Origin of the sequence: Martinezella paranaensis (assembly GCF_014200235.1) — a bacterium.
Taxonomy (GTDB): Bacteria; Pseudomonadota; Alphaproteobacteria; order Rhizobiales; family Rhizobiaceae; genus Rhizobium; species Rhizobium paranaense.
In genome coordinates, this window is record NZ_JACHBI010000001.1 from 37,735 (window position 1) to 62,273 (window position 24,539).

The 24,539-nt window shown below is 59.4% G+C and carries 24 protein-coding genes; 23 read left to right on the plus strand and 1 reads right to left on the minus strand.

All coding sequences use genetic code 11. The features are described 5' to 3' along the window. The first annotated feature begins 67 nt into the window (after positions 1–67). From GGD50_RS00200 to GGD50_RS00305, 22 genes are all read left to right on the plus strand, one after another. Positions 68–703, plus strand: coding sequence for a hypothetical protein (locus GGD50_RS00200; RefSeq protein ID WP_107107000.1), 636 nt, complete (start codon positions 68–70; stop codon positions 701–703). Beyond that, positions 700–2,208, plus strand: a complete 1,509-nt coding sequence (locus GGD50_RS00205; RefSeq protein ID WP_107107001.1) for a MotB family protein — start codon at positions 700–702, stop codon at positions 2,206–2,208. Before GGD50_RS00200 ends, GGD50_RS00205 begins: the two co-directional genes overlap by 4 nt. A gap of 3 nt (positions 2,209–2,211) precedes the next feature. Then, on the plus strand, positions 2,212–3,516 hold the full coding sequence (gene motC, locus GGD50_RS00210) for a chemotaxis protein MotC (RefSeq protein WP_107107002.1): 1,305 nt from the start codon (positions 2,212–2,214) through the stop codon (positions 3,514–3,516). A gap of 2 nt (positions 3,517–3,518) precedes the next feature. Further along, a complete protein-coding gene (gene fliK, locus GGD50_RS00215) occupies positions 3,519–5,162 on the plus strand; it encodes a flagellar hook-length control protein FliK (RefSeq protein ID WP_107107003.1) in 1,644 nt (547 codons plus the stop codon). After that, complete coding sequence (locus tag GGD50_RS00220; RefSeq protein WP_107107004.1) at positions 5,071–5,697, plus strand: transglycosylase SLT domain-containing protein; 627 nt, start codon at positions 5,071–5,073, stop codon at positions 5,695–5,697. Before fliK ends, GGD50_RS00220 begins: the two co-directional genes overlap by 92 nt. 280 nt (positions 5,698–5,977) lie before the next feature. Then, complete coding sequence (rem, locus tag GGD50_RS00225) at positions 5,978–6,649, plus strand: transcriptional activator Rem (RefSeq protein ID WP_104822015.1); 672 nt, start codon at positions 5,978–5,980, stop codon at positions 6,647–6,649. A 289-nt stretch (positions 6,650–6,938) separates the two neighbouring features. Then, positions 6,939–8,219, plus strand: coding sequence for a flagellar hook protein FlgE (locus tag GGD50_RS00230; protein WP_107107005.1), 1,281 nt, complete (start codon positions 6,939–6,941; stop codon positions 8,217–8,219). 27 nt (positions 8,220–8,246) lie between these two features. Continuing rightward, positions 8,247–9,722 (plus strand): flagellar hook-associated protein FlgK, encoded by a 1,476-nt coding sequence (gene flgK / locus GGD50_RS00235; RefSeq protein WP_107107006.1) that lies wholly within the window; start codon positions 8,247–8,249, stop codon positions 9,720–9,722. Positions 9,723–9,725: 3 nt separating this feature from the next. Next, positions 9,726–10,784, plus strand: a complete 1,059-nt coding sequence (locus tag GGD50_RS00240) for a flagellar hook-associated family protein (RefSeq protein WP_107107007.1) — start codon at positions 9,726–9,728, stop codon at positions 10,782–10,784. Between the two features lie 37 nt (positions 10,785–10,821). Further along, positions 10,822–11,169 (plus strand): flagellar biosynthesis regulator FlaF, encoded by a 348-nt coding sequence (flaF, locus tag GGD50_RS00245; protein ID WP_107107008.1) that lies wholly within the window; start codon positions 10,822–10,824, stop codon positions 11,167–11,169. Beyond that, entirely contained in the window at positions 11,166–11,615 is a 450-nt protein-coding gene (flbT, locus tag GGD50_RS00250) for a flagellar biosynthesis repressor FlbT (RefSeq protein WP_107107009.1), read from the plus strand. Before flaF ends, flbT begins: the two co-directional genes overlap by 4 nt. Next, positions 11,606–12,115, plus strand: coding sequence for a flagellar hook assembly protein FlgD (gene flgD / locus GGD50_RS00255; protein ID WP_107107010.1), 510 nt, complete (start codon positions 11,606–11,608; stop codon positions 12,113–12,115). The genes flbT and flgD overlap by 10 nt, the downstream gene beginning before the upstream one ends. A gap of 30 nt (positions 12,116–12,145) precedes the next feature. Next, positions 12,146–12,412 (plus strand): flagellar biosynthesis protein FliQ, encoded by a 267-nt coding sequence (gene fliQ / locus GGD50_RS00260; protein ID WP_107107011.1) that lies wholly within the window; start codon positions 12,146–12,148, stop codon positions 12,410–12,412. 118 nt (positions 12,413–12,530) lie between these two features. Further along, positions 12,531–14,618 carry a flagellar biosynthesis protein FlhA gene (gene flhA, locus GGD50_RS00265; RefSeq protein WP_107107012.1) on the plus strand — a complete coding sequence of 696 codons (2,088 nt, stop codon included), beginning with the start codon at positions 12,531–12,533 and terminating at the stop codon, positions 14,616–14,618. Further along, positions 14,615–15,367 (plus strand): flagellar biosynthetic protein FliR, encoded by a 753-nt coding sequence (gene fliR / locus GGD50_RS00270; protein ID WP_107107013.1) that lies wholly within the window; start codon positions 14,615–14,617, stop codon positions 15,365–15,367. Before flhA ends, fliR begins: the two co-directional genes overlap by 4 nt. A 19-nt stretch (positions 15,368–15,386) precedes the next feature. Next, positions 15,387–15,806 carry a hypothetical protein gene (locus tag GGD50_RS00275; RefSeq protein ID WP_107107014.1) on the plus strand — a complete coding sequence of 140 codons (420 nt, stop codon included), beginning with the start codon at positions 15,387–15,389 and terminating at the stop codon, positions 15,804–15,806. Positions 15,807–15,991: 185 nt separating this feature from the next. After that, positions 15,992–16,588 (plus strand): rod-binding protein, encoded by a 597-nt coding sequence (locus GGD50_RS00280; RefSeq protein WP_107107015.1) that lies wholly within the window; start codon positions 15,992–15,994, stop codon positions 16,586–16,588. A gap of 14 nt (positions 16,589–16,602) precedes the next feature. After that, positions 16,603–16,971, plus strand: a complete 369-nt coding sequence (locus GGD50_RS00285; RefSeq protein WP_028751231.1) for a hypothetical protein — start codon at positions 16,603–16,605, stop codon at positions 16,969–16,971. Next, the gene (locus GGD50_RS00290) at positions 16,968–17,507 is read left to right on the plus strand and encodes a hypothetical protein (RefSeq protein ID WP_107107016.1); all 540 of its coding nucleotides are present in this window, start codon (positions 16,968–16,970) and stop codon (positions 17,505–17,507) included. Before GGD50_RS00285 ends, GGD50_RS00290 begins: the two co-directional genes overlap by 4 nt. 252 nt (positions 17,508–17,759) lie before the next feature. Next, on the plus strand, positions 17,760–18,602 hold the full coding sequence (locus GGD50_RS00295) for a WecB/TagA/CpsF family glycosyltransferase (RefSeq protein WP_107107017.1): 843 nt from the start codon (positions 17,760–17,762) through the stop codon (positions 18,600–18,602). Between the two features lie 112 nt (positions 18,603–18,714). Continuing rightward, positions 18,715–20,655: a GumC family protein gene (locus GGD50_RS00300; protein ID WP_107107018.1), complete on the plus strand. Its 1,941-nt coding sequence runs from the start codon at positions 18,715–18,717 to the stop codon at positions 20,653–20,655. A gap of 117 nt (positions 20,656–20,772) precedes the next feature. Continuing rightward, complete coding sequence (locus GGD50_RS00305; RefSeq protein ID WP_183937589.1) at positions 20,773–21,672, plus strand: bifunctional methylenetetrahydrofolate dehydrogenase/methenyltetrahydrofolate cyclohydrolase FolD; 900 nt, start codon at positions 20,773–20,775, stop codon at positions 21,670–21,672. A 65-nt stretch (positions 21,673–21,737) separates the two neighbouring features. Here the strand turns inward: GGD50_RS00305 and GGD50_RS00310 are convergent, their stop codons facing one another. Then, a complete protein-coding gene (locus GGD50_RS00310; protein WP_107107232.1) occupies positions 21,738–22,763 on the minus strand; it encodes a LacI family DNA-binding transcriptional regulator in 1,026 nt (341 codons plus the stop codon). Between the two features lie 308 nt (positions 22,764–23,071). Here GGD50_RS00310 and GGD50_RS00315 point away from each other — a divergent pair, with 308 nt between their 5' ends. After that, positions 23,072–24,433 carry an ABC transporter substrate-binding protein gene (locus tag GGD50_RS00315; RefSeq protein WP_107107057.1) on the plus strand — a complete coding sequence of 454 codons (1,362 nt, stop codon included), beginning with the start codon at positions 23,072–23,074 and terminating at the stop codon, positions 24,431–24,433. The last annotated feature ends 106 nt before the right edge of the window (positions 24,434–24,539 follow it).

Sequence of the window (24,539 nt, forward strand, 5' to 3'; positions counted from 1 at the left end):
GAATTCAAGGGACCTGTCGAGAAATCAGCTCGCGGTCTTCTGCGGATGAAAAGGGGAGGATGTCAGCATGAGCCCGACACTCTCCCGCTATCTCAAGGATTTCAGCGCCGAATCGCCGCCCCCGTCTCCAGTCGTGCCGGACATGTCGTTCGAAGAGACGTTCGATTTCCCGGAAGCTCCGGTTGTACAGCCGATCGATATCGAGGCGGAACGTCGCGAAGCCTATGCGCAGGGGCACGAAGCCGCAACGCAGGAATTGACGCAAAAGCACCAGACCGAGTTGGAGACCATCGCCGAAACGCACCGAGGCGAGATGGACGCCTTGCGCACCCGATATGAAGAGCGCGCCGCGGAGAAGATCGTCAACGGATTGACAAAGGTCGCCACGATACTTGGGCAGGCGATCAGCGCGGAGGCTGCCGCAGCACTTGCGCCGATCATGACCGAGGAGCTGACGACCAGGGCTGTCGCCGATCTCGCTGAACGCGTGGAGGCAGCGATTCTTGATGGCGCGGCCGGCCCGATTACGGTCAGTGGTCCCCGCCATCTCTTCGAGAGCCTGCATGACAGTCTCGGCCAAAACGGCGTTTTGCTGCGCCACATCGAGGCGCGCGATGTCGATCTCACCGTAACGATCGGAGAAAGCGTTCTCGTGACCCGTATGTCTGCCTGGGCCGCTAGTCTGAAAGAGATTCTGAAATGAGCGACGGCGATCACAATCAGGGCAAACACGAAATCATCATCGTCAAGCGGCATGGCGGCGGTGATCATGAAGGTGGTCATGGCGGCGCATGGAAGATCGCCTATGCCGACTTCATGACGGCAATGATGGCCTTCTTTCTGGTGATGTGGCTGGTGAATGCCGCAAACGAAGAGACGAAGGCCTCCGTTGCCTCCTATTTCAATCCGATCAAGCTCGCCGACGAAAAGCCGACCGAAAAGGGGCTGAAGAAGCCTGTCGATAAGGCGGACGGGCAACAGAACCAGGCGAAGTCGAAGAACAAGGAAGACAATCCGAACGACGGCAAGTCCGCCAAGACCGGCGAGGACCAAACCTCGACGTCGGGCGATCAGACGAATTATTCCGAAGCCGATTTCTTCGAGAATCCCTATTCGGTTCTGGCCGAAATCGCTCAGCAGGTCGGTCAGCAGGCCAATGTCAGCGCCAAGGGCGAGGGGGGCGCTGCCCAATCCGGTCCCGCCACAGGTGCGGATGGCGGCCAGGCCTATCGCGATCCCTTCGATCCGGATTTCTGGACCAAGCAGGTTCAGGTCTCGAGTGCCTCGAAGAAGGCCAACGAAGAGCAATCCGCAAAATCCGACCAGTCGCCGAAGGGCGAAGTGATTGCCCTTTCCAAGGCGACTGCCGCCGATACCGGTCAGCCGGCTACTCAGCCACAGACTCCTGAAGACCAGCCGACTCTGAGCGATCAACAGGCGCCGACGGATCAGCAGACCCCGGCCAAGGACCAGCAGAACAAGCAGGCTACGAAGCAAACCGCGAACCAACAGAGCGCCAGTGCAGCCGCCGCTACCGCCGCCGAGCAAAGCGATGCTTCGACGACCGAAGACAGCACCGCAGCGGCGCAGAACAAGGACGCCGCCCCGACGAAGGATCAGCAGCAGGATGCCAAAGACCTGCAGCAGGCGATCGAGAAGCAGATCAGCGGCGTCGCCGGTCAGCTCGCCGAGGGTCTGCAGGTCACGCCGGCTGAGGGCGGGCTTCTCGTGACGATTTCCGATCAGACCAACGATCCGATGTTCAACATCGGCTCGGCCGTTCCACGCCAGGAGATGGTGCTGGCGATGGCGAAGATCGGCAAGGTCCTCGCGGACCGCAAAGGGTCGATCCTGATCCGCGGCCACACCGACGGGCGCCCCTATATGGTCGATGGCCACAATGACAATTGGCGCCTGTCGCTCGACCGCGCTCAGAGCGCCTACTACATGCTCACTAACGGCGGGCTGGACGAGAAACGGATAGCGCAGGTTTCGGGGTTTGCCGACCGCCGGCTGAAACTGCCCGACGATCCCTTCAACGACGCCAACCGCCGCATCGAAATCCTGATTCAGGGCGCTTCGAACCAGGCTGCCAAGAGCCAGACCGATGGCGGAAATCAGGAGCCGGTCAAGCCAGTCCCGGCCAAGCCGAGCCAAGGCAAGCAGGGTAAGGGCCAAGGCAAGCCGACACAAGGCAAACAGGGATAGTCCATGGCGCGCATTCAGCATCGTCATCGCCTCGCGCTCGCTCTGACCCTCGGCATGTCAATGCCGGGGATCGCTGGTGCTGAGGATGCGGACAGCCTGCCGCCCTATAAGATGCTGCGCTCGCTCGAATTCATCCAGGACTCCGTGGTGGCAGGTGACAGTTCGGCCGGCGAGATGCAGCGTTTCATGCTGGCGACCATCGACGAGCGTCTGCGCACCGCCGATAAATCCACCTTCGACGATAGCCGCAATGTCGACGCCGCGCTGATTTACGCGATGAGCGGCGGTAATCCTGCGACGCTGGAATTTCTGATGTCGCGCGACCTCAACGGCAATTTCGACAATCGCGTCGCCGATGTATTGAGGAAATATCTGAACGGCAAAGGGCTGCTGGTGGTCAATACGCTCAGCGATATTGCCCGGGAATATCGTGACAAGAAAATCGGCCCCTATATTTCGCTCGTTGCCGCCAACGTCATGTCCTCCAAAAACCCGAAGGCGGCGCTGAAGCTTTATGACTGGGCGCGCTTGACGTCGCCCGGCACCATTGTCGAGGAATCGGCGCTGCGTCGTTCCCTTGCTCTTTGCACCGATAGTGGGATGGTGCCGGAGGGGCTCGCCTATGCGCAGCGCTATACGAGGCGCTTCCTGCATTCGCCCTATGCCAGCCAGTTCGCCAACCTTTTCGTGCAGCTCGTCGTCGATCATAACGCCGAGGTCAAGCAAGAGGATATTGTCGACATCCTGTCCTTCATGGACCCGCCGAGGCAGCGGGAAATCTATCTGCGGATGGCGCGTCGCGCCGCGATCGCCGGCAAGGCCGATCTTGCCGCCCTCGCTTCCGGTCGTGCCCAGGCGATCTCTAACGACGGCGGCGATGCATTCGGCGCTCTGGCGGGCTTCTACGGCGGCGTTGCCGGTGTATCGACACCTGAGCTGGGGACCGCGGTTCGCAACATAGATCAGATGCCAGCCGGCGAATTGAACGTGCAGGATCGCGCCCTGCGCGACGCCGCCAAGGTGGTGGCGGACGAAATTCTGCGGGCGCCAGACCCGTCAAGCCTGACGCAAGTCTCACCCCTTAATCTGCCTAATCAAGATAATACTGAACACGATGCTGCTGTGACGAAACCACCTGGGGCCAAGCCCCCTGGCACGGCGGGTGTTGAGGAGGGAGCCCCGGCAAAGGCGGCTCCCGCCCCGGAGGAAGGGAGGCAGGAGGCCGACTCTTCATTCAACGCATTCGTCACGACGAGCCGCTCGAAGCTTGACGCCATCGACGGCCTGTTGAAGCAGGAAAGTCATTGATCATGATGGATATCGGTATTGCCAGTGCCCCATCTGGGGCCGATCTGGTTGCTGTTGCCAAGGGCGGGCGTTCGGCCAAGCAGGATGACGGTGACGGCAAAGGTTTTCTGGATGCGCTGACGAGTTCGCGCGGCAACGGGCGAAGATCCGACGCGTCCGCGCAGGGCGATGCGGACACAACCGATACCGCTGGTGGCGCCGATAGCAACACCGATGCCGATACGGTGCAAACTTCGGCAGGCGATCCGACCGCGACCACTCCGCCCACGGATGATAGCAGCACCGGAGCCGGCATGATCGATCCGTCCGCCGCCAATATTGCCGCCCTCGCTGAGCTGGCCAAAGGCTCCAAACAGCCTGGCGGTGCGAAGTTCCCGCAGGGAGCGGACGCAGCAAATCTTTCAAAATCGCTGATGGATCTGCAGAAGCAGGCCCCGGCAGATGCCACATCCGCCGATCAGGCTCAGGCGGCCGACCCGGCTGGCAATACGGACCCAACCGATATTCTGGCTCAGGCGCAGACCTCGGATCAGCTTGATGATATTGCGCAGCAATTCTCGGACGCGATCGCCGGCAATCAGCCGATGCAAGGTAATGGCGACGGCAAGACGCAGGCGCCTGGCAAGACAGGCAAGACGACGTCAACCGACGACGATGGTAAGTCTACGATAACGCAAGGCGCTCAGGCCAGCGGCGCGGTGTCGGACGCGCTGTCGCTTCTGAATGTGCCGCAGGCGGCCAACGCGGTTGCGGCTGCGCCGCAGAGTGTAGCGAATGTGTTTGCCGGCGCCGACGCAAAGACGCAGGCGGATTCGGATCAGTCGTTGCCAAAACTTGGCGATGTGACGGCGCTCAAGGATGCATCGGCGAATGCCACGGACGCCGACGCAACACCTTCTGTTGCTACCGATGCCACCGCTACCGCACAGACCTTCCGGCTGGTGCGCGCCGATGGCCGCGGCGGCTCGCTCGACATGTCGATCAGCAAGGGCAGCGACGATACGGCACAGGTCGACGTCAAGGCATCGGGCGGCGGCAATGCGGAGACCGTTACGGTGCTCGATTCCCGCCGCTACCTCGGCCTTGCCACCAATTCCAGCGCGACGCTCGTCACAAGCGCGCTGGCGGGAGACGGGGAGTGGTCGGGTGCGATGCAGTCGAGTTCGGCGCTCTCCAACGCCGCGAGCTGGACAAGCACCGGTAAGGTCGTCAATACGCTCAAGATCCAACTGCATCCCAACGATCTCGGCCAGGTCACCGCTACCATGCGGCTTTCTGGCGATCAGTTGAGTGTCGATCTCAAAGTGCAGACCAGCGAGGCCTATCGGCAGCTCCATGCCGATCAGAGCCATATGATCGACGCGTTGCGCGCCCAGGGATATCAGGTCGATAATATCACTGTGACCCTGGCCTCGAACGCGGATCAGCAATCGGATAGCGGCAGGCAATCCGGCTCGCAAGGACAGTCCCAACAGCAATCCCTATTGAATCAGGGGCAGGGCGGGGACGCGCGACCAAAGGGGCAGAGCTATTCGGGGCAGCAGGCAAATGGCAATGACGGCAATCGCAGCACGGGCGACCGCAGCATGGAAGACAGCACTGCTGGCACTGCTCAGCGTCTGCGCTCTGGCGACGTTTACCTCTGACGCCCTTGCTTCTGCGAATGGTGCTCCGCCCGACAACGGCGCGGCCGGCCTGTGCGAGCGCGAAATCCAGTCGGCTGCAGCGAAATTCGGAATACCGGAAGGGATTCTTTATTCGGTCGGTTTGACGGAGACCGGACGCAAGGGCTCGCTCTATCCCTACGCCCTCAATATCGAAGGCAAGCCGGTTTTCCCGCCTTCGGAAGGCGCCGCCTTGCAGACCTTTGTGGCGGCGAGACAGAGCGGAGCGAAGCTGATCGATATCGGCTGCATGCAGATTAACCAGTATTTTCACGGCGAAAACTTCGCCTCCGTTGCCGATATGTTCGACCCGCATCGCAATGTCGAATATGCCGCCAAGTTCCTCCGCGACCTCCACGACAGGCATGAGACCTGGACGATGGCGGTAGCAAGATACCATGCCGGACCGAACAACGACCCCGCCCAAAAGGTCTATGTCTGTCGTGTCATCGCCAATCTGGTCGCCACCGGATATGGGAAATGGACGCCCAACGCGGCGACCTTCTGTCAAAACTAAAATAACCGAAAGTTGCATTTGGCTTTTCGTGCGTCGTCGCTAACCTATTTGGCATGGTTGACAACATGCAGATTGCCTGAATTACATATATTCATAATATACTAACTAACCAAATTTTTATCGGTGTAAAACGAAGAGCACCCACTACATATAGTGCAAATCGTACCCTAAATCTTAATCAATTATTAATTCCCGTCACTCATTTCCTTCAGTTGTTCGTGATTCGCCCGATTCGTACCCATAGTCCATCGAAACACCACACTGATTCGGAGGCGGACGAATGATCGTAGTGGTTGATGAGCGAGAGCTCGTTAAGGATGGTTACACTTCTCTCTTTGGGCGCGAGGGCATCCCGTCGACGGGGTTCGATCCCCGGGAATTCGGCGAATGGGTCACGACCGCTGCAGACGGCGATATTGCCGCCGTCGAAGCATTTCTGATCGGACAGGGACAGCATGTGCACGAATTGCCGCGGGCAATTCGCGACCGCTCTGTCGCCCCGGTTATTGCCGTTAGCGATCAGCCCTCGCTGGAATCGACGCTGGCGCTCTTCGACTGCGGCGTCGACGATGTCGTCCGTAAGCCGGTGCATCCGCGCGAGATCCTTGCCCGTGCGGCAGCGATCCGCCGGCGGCTGAAGGCGATCACCAGCTACACCGACATCGGCCCGATTCGCGTTTTCGCGGACGGCCGTGACCCGGAGATCAACGGCGATGTCTTCGCCCTTCCGCGGCGCGAACGGCGCATCCTGGAATATTTGATTTCCAACCGCGGCCGCCGGGTGACCAAGACGCAGATCTTCAACGCGATCTACGGCATCTTCGACGAGGAAGTCGAAGAGAACGTCGTTGAAAGCCACATCTCCAAGCTGCGCAAGAAGTTGCGCAAGAAGCTCGGTTTCGACCCCGTCGATTCCAAGCGCTTCCTTGGCTACTGCATCGATTGGAATTGATCCATCGATCGGGATTTGGCGTAGCAACGCTCGAACCCCGCGTGTAATTCCCTCCCAGAATTTCTCCCAATTCCCCAGAATTATACGCGGGCCCGAACATCGACGGCGGTGTTCGAATGAGAAGGTGCGCCAACTCTTACCGTCACTGCGACCCTTGAGCGTTCTTTTTGACGCGTCGCAGCAATCTTCGAAAAGCTGCATCATGATGACCGGCTTTTCCTCTTTTCAGACAGCTTCACGCAAGGCCCGCCCCATACTCTCAGCCTTACGAGGAAAACGAGGATTCCAGATGAGCATTTTCGGCAGCATGAAAACCGCGGTTTCAGGGATGAACGCCCAGGCGAACCGTTTGGGCACTGTTTCTGACAACATCGCCAACGCCAATACCACCGCCTACAAAGAATCAACGGCGAGCTTTTCCTCCCTCGTCCTGCCTTCCTCGGCCGGCAGCTACAGTTCCGGCGGCGTCCAGACGTCGGTGCATCAGGCGATCTCGCAGCAGGGCACCATATCCTACACGACCTCGAGCACCGACCTCGCAATCCAGGGCAACGGCTTCTTCGTCGTCCAGAGCTCGTCCGGACAGACGTTCCTCAGCCGCTCCGGCGACTTTTCTGCGGACTCCTCGGGCAACCTCGTCAATTCCGCCGGCTTCACGCTGATGGGCTATCCCGCTAGCTCGTCCGGGACGGCTTCTGTGGTCGTCAACGGCTTCAGCGGCCTGGAACCGATCAATGTCAGCCAGAACGGCGTGACCGCGGTCGCTACGACGACCGGCGAGATGGAAGGCAACCTCAATTCTAATGCCACCATCGCGACCACCAGCTCCACCGGTCATCTGCCGTCCGAAAATCTGGCGCCGGTAACCGACGACACGAACAAGGTCTCGGTCACCGGTTATGACAGCCAGGGCAATGCCACCACCTTCGACGTCTACTATACCAAGACAGCCGACAATACGTGGGATGTAACGGTCTACAATCAAGCAGACTTGGTCTCCAATCCGACATCGGGCAGTGCTCTTTATAGCAGCGATCCCGTCGGCAGCACGGAGCTGGATTTTGACGACACTGGCGCTTTGACGAGCGGCGGAACGTTCGATCTCAGCTTCACCAGTGGATCGACGACGCAAACCATCTCAATGGATATGACGGGCTTCACCCAGGTCGCTACCGACTTCAACGCGACGGGCAGCATGAACGGCCAGGCTCCGAACCCGGTGACGAGTGTCACCATCGGTAAGGATGGCACGGTCAATGCAGTCTATAAGGACAGCTCCACCAAGGCCCTCTATCGTATCCCGCTCGCCACGGTGGCAAGCCCCGACAATCTGACGCTTGAGAGCGGCAACGTCTATTCGGCCAATGGTGACTCGGGCGTTACGGTGACCGGTTTCCCGCAGACTGGCGGCTTTGGCTATATTCAGTCCGGCGCGCTGGAAGAGTCCAACGTCGACCTCGCGACCGAACTGACGACCATGATCGAGGCGCAGAAAAGCTACACCGCGAACTCCAAGGTGTTCCAAGCCGGTTCCGACCTTCTGGACGTTCTGGTCAACCTGCAACGTTAATAAGTACGATAGGGTAACGAGCCAGCCATGTCGCTCACCACAGCACTCAATAACGCTCAAGCGATATTCAACAATACCGGCACGCAGAGCAGTGTCGTATCGAACAATATCGCCAATGCCGGCAACACGGATTATACCCGTCGCCAGGCGATGTTGACGACGGACATGACTGGCGCACAGGTCGTAAAGATCGCCCGCGCCGACGAGCCTTCCTTGCAGAAAGCGTTCCTGGGCAGCACGTCCGACGATGCTGCTCAGCAACGCCTGCTGAAGGGCTATGAGGATATTCAATCCGGAACGATCGGCGGCAACGACAACGAGATCGCGCCGGCCACCTACCTTGCCGCCCTGCAAACGGCAATGCAGACCTATGCTGGTTCGCCGGCCAGCACCACCGCGGCGCAATCGGCCGTCAACGCTGCCCAGGATCTCGCAAATTCCCTGAACAACGCCACCACGGCCGTCAACGGAATTCGCACCGATGCCGACAAGGAAATCAGCTCGGATGTAGACTCGCTGAACAGCCTGCTCTCGCAGTTCGAGCAGGCGAATGATGCGGTCAAGACAGCGACCGCGACCGCCGGTCCAACCTCTTCCGCGCTGGCGGATGCAACGGACCAACGCGATGCGGTTCTGAAGCAGATTTCCCAGATCGTCGGTGTCACCACGGTAACACGATCGAACGGCGACATGGCGCTCTATACCAGCGGCGGCACGACACTGTTCGAGACGATACCGCGTCAGGTGACCTTCTCGCCGACGAATTCCTACACGGATGGCACCGTCGGCAACAATGTTTATATCGACGGTGTGGCAGTCGATCCCGGCGAGGGCGCTGACACGACGGCTCAGGGCAGTCTTCAGGCAGCACTTCAGGTTCGCGACGACATTGCCCCGACCTACCAGAAGCAGCTCAACGAAATCGCCCGCGGCCTTGTGTCGATGTTTTCGGAAAAGAACCAGTCCGACTCCACTCAAGATCCGTTGCCCGGCCTTTTCACATGGAGTGGCGGCACGGTGCCGACCGATGCCACCACCGTCTCCGGCATGGCCGGTACGATTGAGGTCAATTCCGCACTGATCACCTCGGAAGGCGGCGATCCAACCCTCTTGCGGGATGGCGGCATCAACGGTTCCGACTATGTCGTCAACTCCAGTGGCGACAGCGGCTATTCCACGCTGCTCGACTCCTACGTCACCGGCTTTGACACGAAGATGGACTTCGACGCCGATGCCGGCTCCGACACGACAGCCAGCATCATGAATTACGCGTCCGATTCTATCGGCTGGCTGGAAGATCAGCGCAGCTCGGCAAATACGGCGGCGGAAAATACCTCGGCGGCACTGTCTCGGTCATCCGAAGTCTATTCGAACGAGACCGGGGTCAACCTCGATGAAGAGCTGACGCTGATGATGGACATCGAGCAATCCTACAAGGCGGGAACGAAGATATTGAACGCCGTGAACGAAATGCTTCAATCGGTACTGGATATTGCGAGCTAAGCCATGAAACTTTCCTTCATTTCAAGCGCAGCCATTCAGAACGCTATGCGCCAGACGATCCGTCAGTCGCAGAATGAGATGACGGATGCTTCGACAGAAGCGACGACCGGTGTCTATGCCGATATCGGTGTCGCGCTGGGCAGCAACACCGCGCTCAGCGTCAATCTCACACGGGAAGTGACGCGCATCGATTCCCTGCTGAGCAGCAACTCGATCGCCGACCAGCGCATGTCGTCCTCGCAGACGGCCCTGAGCGATATGTCGTCCCAATCCCAGAAGCTGATGGACCAACTGGTGGCGTTGCGCGGCAACACCGATGGCAGCAGCGTGTCGCTGACGCAGCAGACGGCGAGTGCGACACTTTCGAGCTTCCTTTCCGATGCCAATACCATGGTCAACGGTGAGTATCTCTTTGCCGGCACCAATACCGACGTGCAGCCGATGACCGACTACACCTCCGAAGCAACAACGTCTATCCAGGCGGCGTTGTCACAATACGCCAGCGACAACGGCACGACCGTCGATCAGCTCACCGGCGACCAGATGACGGATTTCATCACCACCCAGGTCGAGCCGATGTTCACGTCGGACAGCGCTACTGCGCCGGATAGCTGGGCAAGCTGGTCGGCCGCTTCGGATCAGAACATGTCGAGCCGCATCAGCAACTCGGAAGTGATCGATTCCTCGACCAACGCCAATGAACCCGGCATGCGCTACCTGGCGCTCGCAACCACCGTGGTCAATTCGCTGATGGACTCGTCATTGAACTTGAGCCAGGACGCGTTGAACGCGGTCAACGACCAGGCCACCAGCTATACGCGTCAGGCGATCGACGGGATCAACGACCAGTCGAGCCAGCTCGGCCTGTCGCAATCGCGTCTCTCAGATGCGAACACATCGCTGAATGCTCAGAAAGACATCATTAACACTAATATCGGGGACCTTACCGGAGTCGATCCTTATGAGGCTTCGACCAAAGTCAATAGCCTCGAAACTCAGCTTGAGACGGCCTATACTATCGTCTCCAAGATACAGCAGCTGAGCCTTGTAAATTACCTTTGATGATCAAAGGGATGTAATGACCAGGAAGGATGCATGAATGTATCAGTTCTCATATGCGGAAGTCATGCAGGATGCGGTGGCCGACGCCAAAGAAAGAGAACGGCAAGTACTGGACCGGTCGGTAGCTCTTCTCTCAGCGGCCCGTGACAAGGGGAAGTACGGCCGCGAAGCGATCGAGGCGTTGTTCTACACAAGACGCGTCTGGCTCAGCTTTATTGAGGATCTGAAAAGCCCGGAGAACCAGCTCAACGTCGAACTGCGTGCCAATCTGATCTCCATCGCAATCTGGATTTTGAAGGAATGCGATCGGATCCGTAGGCGCCAGTCGGAAAATTATCAAGGCATCATCGATGTCACCACCATCATCAGGGATGGACTTAAATGAAAAGTACGCTTCGCATATCGCTTAAAGCCGGGGAAAGAATTTTTATCAACGGGGCCGTGCTGCGTGTTGACCGCAAGGTCGCCCTGGAATTCCTGAATGATGTGACCTTCCTGCTCGAGAACCACGTTCTCCAGCCGGAGGATGCGACGACGCCGCTGCGCCAGCTCTATTTCATCGCGCAGATGATCCTCATCAATCCGGAAGGCAAGGAACAATCGACGGCAATGTTCCGCAAGTCGATCGTCATGTTGCTCACATGCTTCCGCAACGAGGAAGTGCTGGCCGAGCTGAAGCGTATCGACGGCCTCGTTGCCACGGGCCGCGCCTTCGATGCGCTGAAGGCAATCCGGGGGCTTTATCCGGTCGAGGACAACATCCTTAACAGCCAGGAGATGCCGGCGGCAACGATCGAACACATCCGCCGGGAGATCGCTCCGTGGCGGTAGATCCGGTCAGTGTGCTCAGCAGCAGCAGTAGTACCAGCAGTAGCAGTTCGAGCAGTGCTGCAGCGGCGTCTACAAGCGCCACTCTGAATTATAACGACTTCCTCCAGCTCCTCATCGCCCAGATGAAGACGCAGGACCCGACCGACCCGATGGATGCCAGCCAGCAGATTTCGCAGCTCGCCAGCTTCTCTCAGGTCGAACAGCAGATCCAGACGAACTCGCACCTGGAAACGGTGTTGCAGAACCAATGGATTTCGAATGCGTCGGACTATATCGGCAAGGAGATCATGAGTGCCGACGGCACTGTGACCGGTACGATCAAGGAAGTAACCGTCTATTCGGACGGTATCATCGCAGAAACCGACGCGGGCGACAAAGTGCTGCTGCAGGCCGGCGTTACTGTTGCTCCTTCGGGCACGACCATTGATGCGCCGACGTCAACGACGGATACTAGCAGCAGCGATTCGACTGACAGTAGCAGCTCGACCAGCGGCTCATGAGGAGCCGCTGAACTAAAGGATGAAGATATTATGAATGAAGCCGATGCATTGGATATCTTCCAGGCGGCGATCTGGACGGTGCTCGTTTCCTCGGGCCCGGCCGTTCTCGCCGCCATGCTCGTCGGCCTCGTCATCGCCTTGATCCAGGCGCTGACACAGGTGCAGGAAGCCACATTGACCTTCGTTCCGAAGATCGTTGCCGTCATGGTGACCGTCGGCATCACGGCTCCCTTCGTCGGCTCGCAGATTTCGATCTTCACCAACCTCGTCTTTTCCCGAATTCAGTCGGGGTTTTAGGACGGCGGGCGATCAGCGCGAGGCCATTCTCGCGCAAGCTTCGCCTTTTAAGGATTTGACCGAATAGGGCAAACGGGTCAGCCGCTTGCCCCCTCTCATGAAGAGACGGAACCGGTCGATGGCGCAACCACCCGCAATAGCACTTCCCAAAGCCAATCCCAGCATGCGTGATATCGGGTTTGCCCTCGGTATCATGGTCATCCTCTGCGTGCTGTTCCTGCCGATCCCGCCATTCCTCATCGATATGGGTCTGGCCTTCTCGATCGCGCTCTCGGTGCTGATCCTGATGGTGGCGCTGTGGATCAAGAAGCCGCTGGAATTCTCGTCCTTCCCGACGATCCTGCTGATCGCGACCATGACGCGTCTGTCGCTGAACATCGCGACGACACGCGTCATTCTTTCGCACGGCTATGAAGGGCATGATGCGGCCGGCGGCGTGATCGCGGGTTTCTCCAGCCTGGTAATGTCCGGCGATTTCGTGATCGGTCTGATCGTCTTCATGATCCTGATCACCATCAATTTCATCGTTATCACCAAGGGTGCGACGCGTATCGCCGAAGTCGGCGCGCGCTTCACCCTCGATGCCATCCCGGGTAAGCAGATGGCGATCGACGCCGATCTGTCGGCCGGCCTGATCGACGAAAAAGAGGCTCAGCGCCGCCGCCGCGAGCTGGAAGAGGAAAGCTCCTTCTTCGGCGCGATGGACGGTGCTTCGAAATTCGTGCGCGGTGATGCCGTCGCCGGCCTGCTTATTACCTGCATCAACATCTTCGGCGGCATCATTATCGGTTATTTCCGCCATGGCATGCAGATCGGCCAGGCGGCTGATGTCTTCGTCAAGCTTTCCGTCGGTGACGGTCTGGTATCGCAGATGCCGGCGCTCATCGTCTCGCTCGCCGCCGGCCTTCTCGTTTCGCGCGGCGGCACCGCCGGCTCCACCGACCAGGCCGTTATCAACCAGTTGAGCGGCTATCCGCGTGCGCTCGCTGTCGCCGCGATCCTCATGGGCATCCTGGCCGTCATGCCGGGCATGCCATTCCTTCCCTTCCTCATTCTCGGCGGCCTCATGGCGGGCGGCGCCTGGTTCATTCCGCGGCAGGTCGAAGCCGAAAACAAGCTTCGCCGCGATGCGGAAGAAAAGAAGGTGATGCAGTCGAAGGAAATGGAGAAGGATTCGGTCAAGTCGGTTCTGACGACCTCGGAAATCGAATTGGCGCTCGGCAAGATCGTCTCCACCCGGCTGCTCGGCGCGCATCAGGAGCTGGCCTTCCGCGTTGGCAAAATGCGCAAGAAATTCGCGACGCAATACGGTTTCGTGGTGCCGGAAATCAAGGTCACCGACGACATCGCCATTGCCGACAAATCCTATCAGATCCGCATCCACGGCACGACGGTCGCTTCCAATATGCTGCGTGTCGGCGAGGTGCTCGTCGTCACCGGTTCGGGCCGCAAGCCGACCGTGCCGGGCGATGAGATCCGCGAACCCGCCTTCGGCATGCCCGCCGTCTCCGTCCTCGAAGCCTTCACCGAGGATTTGAAGCGCGAAGGCTTCCAGCCGATCGACAATGTCTCCGTCGTGCTGACGCATATGAGCGAAGTCATCCGCAACAACCTGCCGGCACTTCTCTCCTATAAGGACGTCAAGATCCTGATCGAGCGCCTCGATCCGGAATACAAGAAGCTCGCCGATGAGATCTGCTCGTCGCACATGTCCTATTCCGGGCTGCAGGCGGTGCTGAAGCTGCTGCTTGCCGAGCGTGTCTCGATCCGCAACCTGCACCTCATTCTCGAAGCCGTTGCGGAACTCGCACCGCATGTGCGCAAGACGGAGCAGATCGTCGAGCATGTGCGCGTGCGCATGGCGCAGCAGCTCTGCGGCGACCTCGCGGACAATGGCGTGCTGCGCGTCCTCCGTCTCGGCAGCAAGTGGGATCTCATCTTCCATCAGGCACTGAAGCGCGACCAGAAGGGCGAAATCGTCGAGTTCGACATCGATCCGCGCAATCTGGAAGAATTCAGCGAGCAGGCAGGCAAAGTTATCCGTGAATACATGGACCGCGGCTTGCCCTTCGTGCTTGTCACCTCGCCGGAAACACGCTCCTATGTGCGCATGATCATCGAACGCCTGTTCGCGACTCTGCCGGTCTTGTCGCATGTGGAATTGGCCAAGGGGATCGAGATCAAGATTCTAGGTTCCATTTCATGATAACAGACCCCCAGGGCACCATTTTGGCGTTGTTTCTCGCCTTCTGCCGCATTGGCGGCTGCATCATGGTGCTACCGGGGTTTTCGTCAGGCCGTGTGCCGCCGCAGGTTCGGGTGCTGCTGGCCGCGGCATTGTCTATGGCGATCCTGCCGCTGCTCTGGAACACGATCTATCCGGAAGTATCCAAAGGCAGCGGCACCTATATCGGTCTGATCTTCACCGAAACGGTGATCGGCCTGATGTACGGCATGATTGCGCGGCTCTATACGCTTGGGCTGCAATTTGCCGGCACGGCCATATCGATGTTGATCGGTTTCAATGCGCCAGGCGGTATGGACGTTATCGAAGAGACGAACGAGACGACGCTGACGAGCTTGATCAGCTTCTGCGGCCTGATGATGCTGTTCATCCTGGACTTTCACCACCACGTCCTACAGGCGCTGGTCGATTCCTATTCGGTCCTGCCTTTTGGTGGCCATGTCGATGCGCGCGCCTCGCTAGTGTCGGTGGCGGATACGCTGCAGGCCACCTTTTTCATCATGCTGCGGTTGACGAGCCCCTTCCTGCTCTATGGTCTGATGTTCCAGATTTCGATCGGCTTCATCAATAAGCTCGCGCCGCAGATCCCGATCTATTTCATCTCCACGCCCTATCTGCTGATGGGCGGGCTGTTCATGCTCTATCTCAGTATCGCGGCGATCGTCAGCCAGTTCTCCGGCGCTTTCCTCCGCGTCTTCAACGGGCATTAGCGAGGGCGAAGCCGAAGCCATGGCGGAAAAGAGCCGGTCCGAAAAACTGAAGCGCCTCGTCGCCGTGCAACGCCATCTCGAGCGGATAGCGGAAAACGAGCTTGCGGATACTACCCGCCAGCGCAACGAGGTCAGCCAGTCGATGGAAAAGCTGATCGATGCGATCAGCTCGGCCGATCCGATCCATATGGCATTTTCGGTGCACTATGCCGGGCGCTATGGCCGCCTGACGCTCAAGGATCAGCAGCTTGATGGCATCCAGAAGCTGATCGAGACAAAAGTCTTGCAAGAGCGCACCAAGGCGGACCGGTTGGAAGAGCATATGAAGGACGCTCGCGAGCTGGAAATGCGCGAGGCGGACGACAATGCCGTCTACGACATCATCGATCAGCGCTTCGCAGGCGCAACGCCAGCCTCCAGCAAGGTTCAAAAACCATAATCGTCGCGATCTTAGAACAAGATGGCTCCTCCCCGAATCGCCACCTTGCTCCGGATTCAAAAGATTAGATGATCTTCATGCGTTCAAATGAACCATGACGCTCTAACCGCTCGATTTCGGCATAATCTTGCTCGATGGCTGCTTCACGCGTCGCAGGGTCATGCTTTAGTGAAAGGAAACGTGACGTGGCTATTTCGCCTCCGAGTGATTTGGTCCTGGATGTCGTCAAGGCCGCCAATCCGGCCGACGTTCAGGCAGCCCAGGAAAAGCTCGCGGCCAACAGGGCTGCCTTTGCCGCCACAAGCCTGGCGGAAAATGGCAATGGTTTTGCCTCGACCGTGAGTGCGCTGGACAGCGCCGCGACGAAGGCCGGCCTCAGCAACGCCAACACGCATACGGCACAGACAAAGGTGCCGCAGGCCTATCACAAGTTCGAAGCGATGGTGCTGCAGAACTTCGTGAAGAACATGCTGCCAAACAGCGAAACACTCTACGGCAAGGGCTCCGCCGGCGAGATCTGGAAGGGCATGATGGCCGAACAGCTCGGCAATACGCTGGCCAAGAATGGCGGCGTTGGCATTGCCGAGCAAATGTACAAGGAACAGGTCGACAAGATGCGCAACACCGGCGCTGTCAACTCGGCAACCAATGAGAACGACAAGAAGATGGCGCTGAGCGCAATTACCGATTTCCAGCGCAAGACGCTTGCGGCGGCTGAGACCAATGGTGACAGCGATACGACCGTCACCAATCAAGATGCGCTGACGTCCAAGAAAGTATGACCTGGGGGATGGACATGGAAGTGATTTCGAACGACTACCGCATCAAGTCGGTCCTTGGCCGCTTGGAGATGATCATCGATAACGAGAACAGCCGGATCGGCACCGATCCGGAATTCGATCTCAAGGTATCGAACGCGCATAAGAGCCGCTGCCTCTACGAATTGTCGATGCTGTTTCGCGATACCAATCCGGCCGAGCTTGCGGTCGCGCATATCGAGCAGTTGCACGGGCTGAAGAAGAAGCTGGTCTTGAACGCGCGCCGCGTCGAAGCCCATCTCGAAGCCGTGCGTGCCGTTGCCGATATCCTGAAGAACGCGGTGCAGAACGCCGATGCGGACGGCACCTATTCGCAGGAGCAGTTCCGCGTCCGTGAGGCCGGATGATCAAGCTCGTCCTCACCGGCCTCTGGGTCTGCATCGTAACGCTGGCCTCTGTCTATTTTTCGGTGCAGATGGCGACGGCGCCCGCGATCAATCCTGACGACGCCAAGAAGGCGCAGCAGGAATTCGTCAAGGGCGAATCGATCAACGTGCCCGTCATCGCCAACGGTCAGGTGAGCGGCTATTTCATCACGCGCATCTCCTTCATGATGGAGAAGGGCAAGGTGGCTCAAATACAAACGCCGTTGACGGAATTGACGACGGACCAGCTCTATTCCCTGCTGGTGGGCAATAAGGCGATCGACATTGGCCATACCGCCAGCTTCGATGTCGTCAGTTTCCGCAACGATATCAAGAAGAACATGAACGAACGTCTCGGCGGCGATTATGTTGCCGACGTTCTGGTCGAACAGCTCGACTACCTCTCCAAGGACGAGATCAATAGCGGCGGCGACGGCTCCGGCAAGAGAACCGTTAAGCCCGTAAAGATCGTCCAGGGCGATGCGGCGCCCGACGCAGAGCCCAAACAGGCGCATTAAACCTATTGACCACAGTGATGGTCGCTCCCCTCATGGAGCGGCCTGCTGCGTCTATCGCCCGAAACAGCGTTAACAAATCCCTGTTTTCCTCCCGCAATTCCGATCGATTTTCCTAACGGAAGCTTGGGATCGCCTTGCTATAAGCATGCTTAGCGATGCGTCCGATGTCACCGAACGGACAGGCGGTGGAGGATTTGCGTCGAGAAATTTGCCGGCGTCGAGCGTAGGAACGTTCGCGGCAGGAGGTTTTGGGTGAATCTGGTCGCAAATTTTGCCGTGCTGACGTCGCGTCGAATGATTTTCGACTTGCCGGTCTGCGACCTCGATTGGGAAGATGCGCTGAACTTCATCAATGAGCTGGCGTCGCTTCCGGTCGGCCAGACCGTCATCTCCTTCGTCAATGCCCACAACATGCTGATGATGCTGCGCGACGCCAAATATCGCGATGTGCTGGCGAAAAATCTTGTCCTGCCCGACGGCGTCGGCCTGGATATCGCCTCGCGGGTTGCCCATGGTGTTTCCTTTCCGGCCAATCTGAACGGCACCGATTTCGTGCCGGCTCTGCTGACTTTCATGGATCGGCGGAAGCGTGTCGGCCTGATCGGTGGCCGCCGCGATGTCGTTGAAAAGGCCGCGGAAAATTTCCGCAAGCATGCACCGTGGCATGACTTCATCGTTATTGCAGACGGCTATTTCGATAAGGCGGAAAGCGATCTGATCGCTGCGGAGGTCGGCCGCCAGAAGATCGACGTGCTGATTGTCGGCATGGGGACGCCGCTCCAGGAAAAATGGGTCGCCGACCATATCGAGCCGCAGCATGCGAGGCTGGTGCTGACGGTCGGCGCACTGTTCGATTTCGTGTCCGGCACGGTGCCGCGCGCGCCGGCGCTGATGCGCACCATGCGCTCCGAATGGATCTATCGCCTGCTTCAGGAGCCGGGCAGGCTATGGCGGCGCTATATTCTCGGCGTGCCGCACTTCCTCTATCAGGTCGTTCGGCACCAGTTCGGCCGCAAGGAACGTATCCTGCGTGCCGCGGAGCCACAGGCCGCGCCGCTGCTGCGGCTTCCTTCGCCCGACAAACTCGCCAGTTGATCCTGATCGCGCCCTCGATCGCTGCGGTTGTTAACCTTTTCTTTGCCTTGAAAATTTAGAGTGGGTTAACCATCGGCATCGGTCATTGACCATGCGCGCGAGAAAACCCGCGATGTTCGAAAGCAAGGCCAGGATCAGATTCCTTTCCAATGACGCAGATGCCTTCGAGGCTTCCCGCGGCGCCGAACGTCATGCCTATTTCGATCGCGGTGTGGACGGCTATCTCGTAGCAGCGAATGTCCAGCCCGCCGACCGCCAGGCTGCGAGCGATGCGGAATTGCTGGCCCTCATTCAAAAGATGCTGGATGGTGATCCCTATCCGGTCTCTGGGCGGAAAAGGCCCGCGGTGACTGAGGTCGCAGAGGCTCCGCCGCTCCCCGATCGTATCCGCGGCATCCTGCGAGATCATTCTGTCGCGCGCGAAACCATCATGGATCGCCAACCGGAGCTGATCGCAGAGCAATCATTGCCTTCGTCCCGCGCCGAAGAGATTGAAATCGATCTTTTGCCCTTGGTCGCACCGCCTGCCGTCCAGGCGACCGCGCCTCCGCCGCATCGTCGCTGGGTGTTCGGGTTCGGCTCCATTGCCTTCGTCACTATCGCAGCGCTGGCGGGCGCTTTTCTCCCGACGGTGGTGGCAGCGCCGCCGCGCTATGTCTCTCACACCGTGTTGCAAATGAAAGGGCAGGGGGCGGCGCGACAGGCGCTTCTGGATGTCACCGCCAAACGCGCCACGGCGCCCTCCCTGCTTTCCGATGTTGTCGCCAGGCTGAAGCTCGACCGCGATCCGGAATTCACCGGCGATCGGGCCGGCGCTTTCGGTGTTGCCGTGGAATTGCTGTCAGGCAATGGGAACGCTTCCGACGCGCCCTCGCGTGCGCAGGCTGCCTTCCGCAAAGATATCGCCGTTACCATCGATGCGTCGAGTGGCACCTTGCATCTCGCCGTGACCACAAGCGATCCGGCAAGATCGGCAGAGATCGCCAATCGTCTGGCCGATGCGACCATCTACGACGCCACCGTTGCGCAAGGGGCAGGGCTTGTTGGCAACGGCAGCTCGCCTGCCGACAAGAGCCTCAAGAATCTTGATCAAGCGAAGGGAGCGCTGGCCGATTTCAAGGCGCAGTATGGTGACGATAGGATCGTTGCCGCGCTCGATCTTCAGCAGCAGCGCCAGCAGTTGGATGGCGAAATCAAGGCCGCCGAGGCTGCCGTGCAGGGCGCAAGGGCGCGCGTCTCGGCCGCCAAATCCGCGACGCCTGCCAGCGTCATGAGTGGCGCGTTGCCGGGCGGTCTGTCATCGGCCGCTCTCGATGATCTGCGCAGCCGCTATAGCGCCGCCAAGGTCGTCCTATCCCAGCTTTCCACGCAGCTTGGTCCGCGCCATCCCCGTCTGTTGGCGCAGCAGGCGACGATCGATGGTCTGGTCGCCGACATCCGCAATCAACTGCAGCGTCTCATCGCCAGCAGCGATGCAGCGTTGCAGGCAGCCCTTGAGAACCGGACGGCGCTTTCCGCGCGGATGACCGCTCTCAGCCAGAAAAGCATCGATGTCGATATAGCCCGCTTGAGTCAGCTTCAGAGCGATGTTGCGGCGGCGCAGAGCCACTATGACGCCGATCTGCAAAACGCTGATACGGCTCCGCCCCAGGCCGAGATTCCGATCGCCGTCATCACCCCTGCCATCGCCGCCAAGACGCCGCTCGACGACAATCTCGCGGGTCGTCAAGCAGCGGGCTTCATCATGGGCCTTGGCGCAGCACTTTGCCTGGTCTTCCTGCGGAAATGGATGGGCGGCGGGGTGTTTGCGGAGGATCAGGCAGCCCCGCACATCATGACGCCCGAGCCGGTTTTCAGTGCGGTCGTCGAGCCGGCCCCACTGCCGCCGCGACCAATGCTCGATCTGCCGCGACCGCACTTCGATGCCACTATTCCGGTTGCCAATGATCGTCCCATGGTCTCGGAGGAGCTGACGCAGATCCAGCGCGAATTGGCGTTGTTGCGCACGAAAGTCCAGACCTATGCGTCGCGCCGGCAGACGATGCGGGGCTGACCCCGTCACTGCTTTTTCCTTGCAATTACCGCTTTCAGACACCATAGGGCGTTGGCAGGCAAATCCACTGGGCCGATGGCTTGTAGATTGCCGCCGAAACAATGTCGGGAGATATTCGTGACGACTGTGATCGATGGCAAGCAGGTGGCTGCTTCGGTAATTGATGCGGTGAAGACGGCAACCGCAGCACTGGAAAAGAACACGGGTGTGAAGACCGGCCTTGCGGTCGTCATCGTCGGTGATGATCCGGCGAGCCACACCTATGTCGGCGCCAAGGGCCGCATGGCCAAGGAATGCGGCTTCAACTCCATCCAGCACACGCTGCCGGCCGAGACGACGCAAGCTGAGCTGGCAAAGCTGGTGGCGACGCTGAACGAGGATGCGTCCATCCACGGCATCCTGGTGCAATTGCCGCTGCCGAAGCATTTGAATGCCGAAGCGATCATCCAGTCGATCCGGCCGGACAAGGATGTCGATGGCCTGCATGTCGTCAATGCCGGCAAGCTGGCAACCGGTGATCTGGCGACCGGCCTCATCTCCTGCACGCCGGCTGGCGCCATGCTGGTGGTGCGCCGTGTGCATGGCGAGGATCTGTCGGGACTGAATGCCGTCGTCATCGGCCGTTCCAACCTGTTCGGCAAGCCGATGGCGCAACTGCTGCTTCATGCCAATGCGACGGTAACGACGGCGCATTCGCGGACGAAGGACTTGGCCACGGTGGCCCGCAACGCCGATATCCTGGTGGCGGCGGTCGGCCGGCCGGAAATGGTGAAGGCGGATTGGGTGAAGCCGGGTGCGACGGTCATCGATGTCGGCATCAACCGCATCGCAGCACCGGAAAGAGGCGAGGGCAAGAGCCGTCTGGTCGGCGATGTCGCCTTTGCGGAAGCCGGCGAAGTTGCCGCCGTCATCACCCCGGTTCCGGGTGGTGTCGGGCCGATGACCATCGCCATGCTGATGGCCAATACCTCGATCGCCGCCCATCGTGCCGCCGGTCAGACGCCGCCGAAATTCTAAAGTCGTCGGCATGATCCCGAAACCGATCAAGCGGTTTCGGAATAGATCGTGCCCATCAGAGCATCTTACTCGGCCGGCGCCACGCCGGTCGAGGCACGCACGATCAGCTCGGCTTTCCAAAGCTCCTGCTCGGGAAATGTCTCGAGCTGTTTGATCTCGCCGATCAGGCGCTCGGCGACGCGCACGCCGGCGGCGCGCAATGACGATCGCGTGGTTGTCAACGGCACGGTGAAATTCTCCGGCTTCAGCAACGTCAGCACATCGTCGTGGGCGATCAGCGAAATATCCTCGCCGAGCTTCAGTTTCGCCTGGTTGATGGCGCGCACTGCGCCGAGCGCCAGCACCGTACTGGAACAGAGGATGGCGGTTGGCCGCTCGTCGAGCTGCAGGATGCGCTCCATGGCGAACAGGCCCTGTTCATCGGTCATCGCCGTGTGGCTGACATAGGCCTCGTCCAGCACCAGGCCGCGTTCGGCAAGTGCCGTGACCACGCCCTTTTTCCGCCGGATGGCGAAATCGAGATAGATCGGACCGTTCAGCAGCGCAAAACGCTTATGGCCAAGCTGTAGCAGCAGCTTTGTGGCGTCGTAGAAGGCGGCCTCGTTGTCGATGTCGAGATAGGGGTAGTCCGGCTCCGTCCCAAAGGATCGTCCATGCACCAGGAAGGGTATGGACAGTGATTTCAGCATTTCGAGGCGCGGATCATGGCCGCGCATATAGGTGATGAACAGGGCGTCGACATTGCCGCTGGCGGCAAGCCGCTTCAGAGCACCGACTTCGTCGTTCGGATCGGCCGGCGTCAGGACGAAATGGAAATCATGCCGCAATGCCTCTTCGCCGAGGCCGGTCAGGAATTCGCTGAAATGCAGGTCGGACGGATGGCCAGCGGCCATCGGCATCACCAGGCCAATTGAGCCGGCCTTGCCGGTCGCCAGCCGTTGCGCGGCCTTGTTCGGCCGATAACCGGTTTCCCGAACCGCTTTGAGCACGCGCTCGCGCGTTTCGCGATTGACCTCCGGATATCCGTTCAAGGCACGGCTGACTGTGGTCTGCGACAGGCCTAACATTTGCGATAGCTGCTTCAGATTCACGTGTCTCTGCTCCTCCATATGCCCATTTCCAATGGTCGCAAAGGCTCCTCCTGCCATGCGACTGATTTCCAAAGCGCTTTAGACTATGTAGCAGGCGAGCCATTCGAAACAAGACAATTTGCGAAATATTGGTGTCATTCCATGCTGCATCGCGAGATTTCGGTGTATATTAGCCGAATTCACAAATTCGCTTGACTTTGCTCTGCCCGCAATGGAATGAGTGAGTAGCCAAAGCGCTTTGAGAAATGAGCGCGCAACACGCGCAACGTGTTCGGGCTCGTGGGATTTGTATTTGGGAGGACAACCACATGAAGAAATTGTTTTTGATGACCGTTGCCGTTGCGGCCCTGGCCGCTGGTACGGCGATGGCTGCAGATTTGAAGTTCCAGCCCGGCCAGGATTCCAAGTTCAACTGGAAGAGCTATGACGACTTCAAGGCCGCTCATGCGGACTTGAAAGGTGAAACGATGACGATCTTCGGCCCATGGCGCGGCGAAGACGAAGCACTGTTCACGAGCGTCCTGAACTATTTCACCGAGGCGACCGGGGTCAACGCGAAGTATTCGTCCTCGGAAAACTATGAGCAGCAGATCGTCATCGACACCCAGGCCGGCTCGCCGCCGAACGTCGCGATCCTGCCGCAGCCTGGCCTCCTCGCCAACCTCGCCAGCAAGGGCTATCTGACGCCCCTCGGCGACGATCTCGCAAGCTGGGTGAAAACCAACTACGGCGCCGGCGATAGCTGGGTTGGCTACGGTACCTATAAGGGCAAGGACGGCAAGGACGCCTTCTATGCCTTCCCGTACAAGGCCGACCTGAAGTCGCTCGTCTGGTACGTGCCGGAAAATTTCGAGGAAGCCGGCTATAAGGTCCCCACCACCATGGAAGACCTGATCAAGCTTTCCGATCAGATCGTCAAGGACGGCGGCACCCCCTGGTGCATCGGTCTCGGTTCGGGCGGCGCCACCGGCTGGCCAGCGACCGACTGGGTCGAAGACCTTATGCTGCGCACCGTTGCGCCGAAGGACTATGACGGCTGGGTCGACAACAGCCTGAAGTTCAACGACCCCAAGGTCGTCAACGCCATCGAGGAATTCGGCAAGTTCTCTAAGAATCCCAAATATGTCGATGGTGGTGTCGCCGCCGTGGCGTCAACCGACTTCCGCGACAGCCCGAAGGGCCTCTTTGCGGTTCCGCCCAAGTGCTACATGCACAAGCAGGCTTCCTTCATCCCGTCCTTCTTCCCGGAGGGCACGAAGCTCGGCCAGGATGCCGACTTCTTCTACTTCCCGCCCTATGCGTCGCATCCGGAACTTGGTAAGCCAGTTCTCGGCGCCGGCACGCTAGCAGCGATCACCAAGGACTCGAAGGCCGCTCGTGCCTTCATCGCGTTCTTGCAGACGCCCATCGCCCAGGAAGTCTGGATGGCGCAGTCCGGCTTCCTGACCCCCTATAAGGGCGTCAACACCGCAGCTTACGCCAACGATACGCTGAGGAAAGAAGGCGAAATCCTGACGAGCGCTACCACCTACCGTTTCGACGGTTCCGACCTGATGCCGGGCAAGATCGGCGCAGGTGCATTCTGGACCGGCATGGTGGACTTCGTCGGCGGCAAGTCCGCTCAGGACTCCGCTGATGCAATCCAGAAGGCATGGGACTCCATCAAGTAATCACAACATCGCAGAAGGGCGCCGCCGGTATCTGCCGGCGCCGCCACTCTACCCTGTCGCAGCCGACGCCTTGGGGGGTGCCGACGGCGCCGGACAGGTGGCTTGA

Excerpts from the sequence above, each read along its gene's own strand:
- GGD50_RS00200 (WP_107107000.1), top strand. The coding sequence starts at position 68 with ATGAGCCCGACACTCTCCCGCTATCTCAAGGATTTCAGCGCCGAATCG.
- GGD50_RS00205 (WP_107107001.1), top strand. The coding sequence starts at position 700 with ATGAGCGACGGCGATCACAATCAGGGCAAACACGAAATCATCATCGTC.
- motC (WP_107107002.1), top strand. The coding sequence starts at position 2,212 with ATGGCGCGCATTCAGCATCGTCATCGCCTCGCGCTCGCTCTGACCCTC.
- fliK (WP_107107003.1), top strand. The coding sequence starts at position 3,519 with ATGATGGATATCGGTATTGCCAGTGCCCCATCTGGGGCCGATCTGGTT.
- GGD50_RS00220 (WP_107107004.1), top strand. The coding sequence starts at position 5,071 with ATGACGGCAATCGCAGCACGGGCGACCGCAGCATGGAAGACAGCACTG.
- rem (WP_104822015.1), top strand. The coding sequence starts at position 5,978 with ATGATCGTAGTGGTTGATGAGCGAGAGCTCGTTAAGGATGGTTACACT.
- GGD50_RS00230 (WP_107107005.1), top strand. The coding sequence starts at position 6,939 with ATGAGCATTTTCGGCAGCATGAAAACCGCGGTTTCAGGGATGAACGCC.
- flgK (WP_107107006.1), top strand. The coding sequence starts at position 8,247 with ATGTCGCTCACCACAGCACTCAATAACGCTCAAGCGATATTCAACAAT.
- GGD50_RS00240 (WP_107107007.1), top strand. The coding sequence starts at position 9,726 with ATGAAACTTTCCTTCATTTCAAGCGCAGCCATTCAGAACGCTATGCGC.
- flaF (WP_107107008.1), top strand. The coding sequence starts at position 10,822 with ATGTATCAGTTCTCATATGCGGAAGTCATGCAGGATGCGGTGGCCGAC.
- flbT (WP_107107009.1), top strand. The coding sequence starts at position 11,166 with ATGAAAAGTACGCTTCGCATATCGCTTAAAGCCGGGGAAAGAATTTTT.
- fliQ (WP_107107011.1), top strand. The coding sequence starts at position 12,146 with ATGAATGAAGCCGATGCATTGGATATCTTCCAGGCGGCGATCTGGACG.
- flhA (WP_107107012.1), top strand. The coding sequence starts at position 12,531 with ATGGCGCAACCACCCGCAATAGCACTTCCCAAAGCCAATCCCAGCATG.
- fliR (WP_107107013.1), top strand. The coding sequence starts at position 14,615 with ATGATAACAGACCCCCAGGGCACCATTTTGGCGTTGTTTCTCGCCTTC.
- GGD50_RS00275 (WP_107107014.1), top strand. The coding sequence starts at position 15,387 with ATGGCGGAAAAGAGCCGGTCCGAAAAACTGAAGCGCCTCGTCGCCGTG.
- GGD50_RS00285 (WP_028751231.1), top strand. The coding sequence starts at position 16,603 with ATGGAAGTGATTTCGAACGACTACCGCATCAAGTCGGTCCTTGGCCGC.
- GGD50_RS00290 (WP_107107016.1), top strand. The coding sequence starts at position 16,968 with ATGATCAAGCTCGTCCTCACCGGCCTCTGGGTCTGCATCGTAACGCTG.
- GGD50_RS00300 (WP_107107018.1), top strand. The coding sequence starts at position 18,715 with ATGTTCGAAAGCAAGGCCAGGATCAGATTCCTTTCCAATGACGCAGAT.
- GGD50_RS00315 (WP_107107057.1), top strand. The coding sequence starts at position 23,072 with ATGAAGAAATTGTTTTTGATGACCGTTGCCGTTGCGGCCCTGGCCGCT.